Here is a 401-nt window from a genome sequence, read left to right as displayed (position 1 = left end):
ACCATGTACATATGCAGCCGCAGATTTACCCGCTGGTGGAGGCGTTTGCGCAGGCGCAGGGTCTGCCGCTGCGCCTCGATCGCGAAGAGGCGAAACGGCGCGATATTGCGTTGCAGACGCCCTGCAGCACCGACGCGTTTGACGCGGGATTCTACGGCGAAACGATTTCCGAAGCCTTGTTCCTGCAGCGGTTGGCGCGTGCCGACGAGCAGGGCGCCGAGTCATTGGAAATGATGTGCCACCCGGCGTTCCTCGACGCGACGATCCTGCAGAGCAAATACTGCCACCCGCGCCTCGTCGAGCTGGATGTGTTGACCGCGCCGACGCTGAAAGCGGCGATCGCCGAACGCGGTTTTCTGCTGGGCTCTTTCCTGGATCTGTAGCTCCGCGCCGTTTACAGC

Annotated in this window: 1 protein-coding gene; it reads left to right on the top strand. The window is 62.6% G+C overall.

What is annotated here, in order from left to right; genetic code table 11:
• On the top strand, nt 1-383 hold a 383-nt coding region (locus KHA85_RS20515; protein WP_213186708.1), incomplete at its 5' end, for a ChbG/HpnK family deacetylase.
• Between the last annotated feature and the right edge of the window lie 18 nt (nt 384-401).

It is taken from the genome of Dietzia massiliensis, assembly GCF_018390595.1.
Lineage (GTDB): Bacteria > Actinomycetota > Actinomycetes > Mycobacteriales > Mycobacteriaceae > Dietzia > Dietzia massiliensis.
This window is presented reverse-complemented; position numbering and strand designations above follow the sequence as displayed.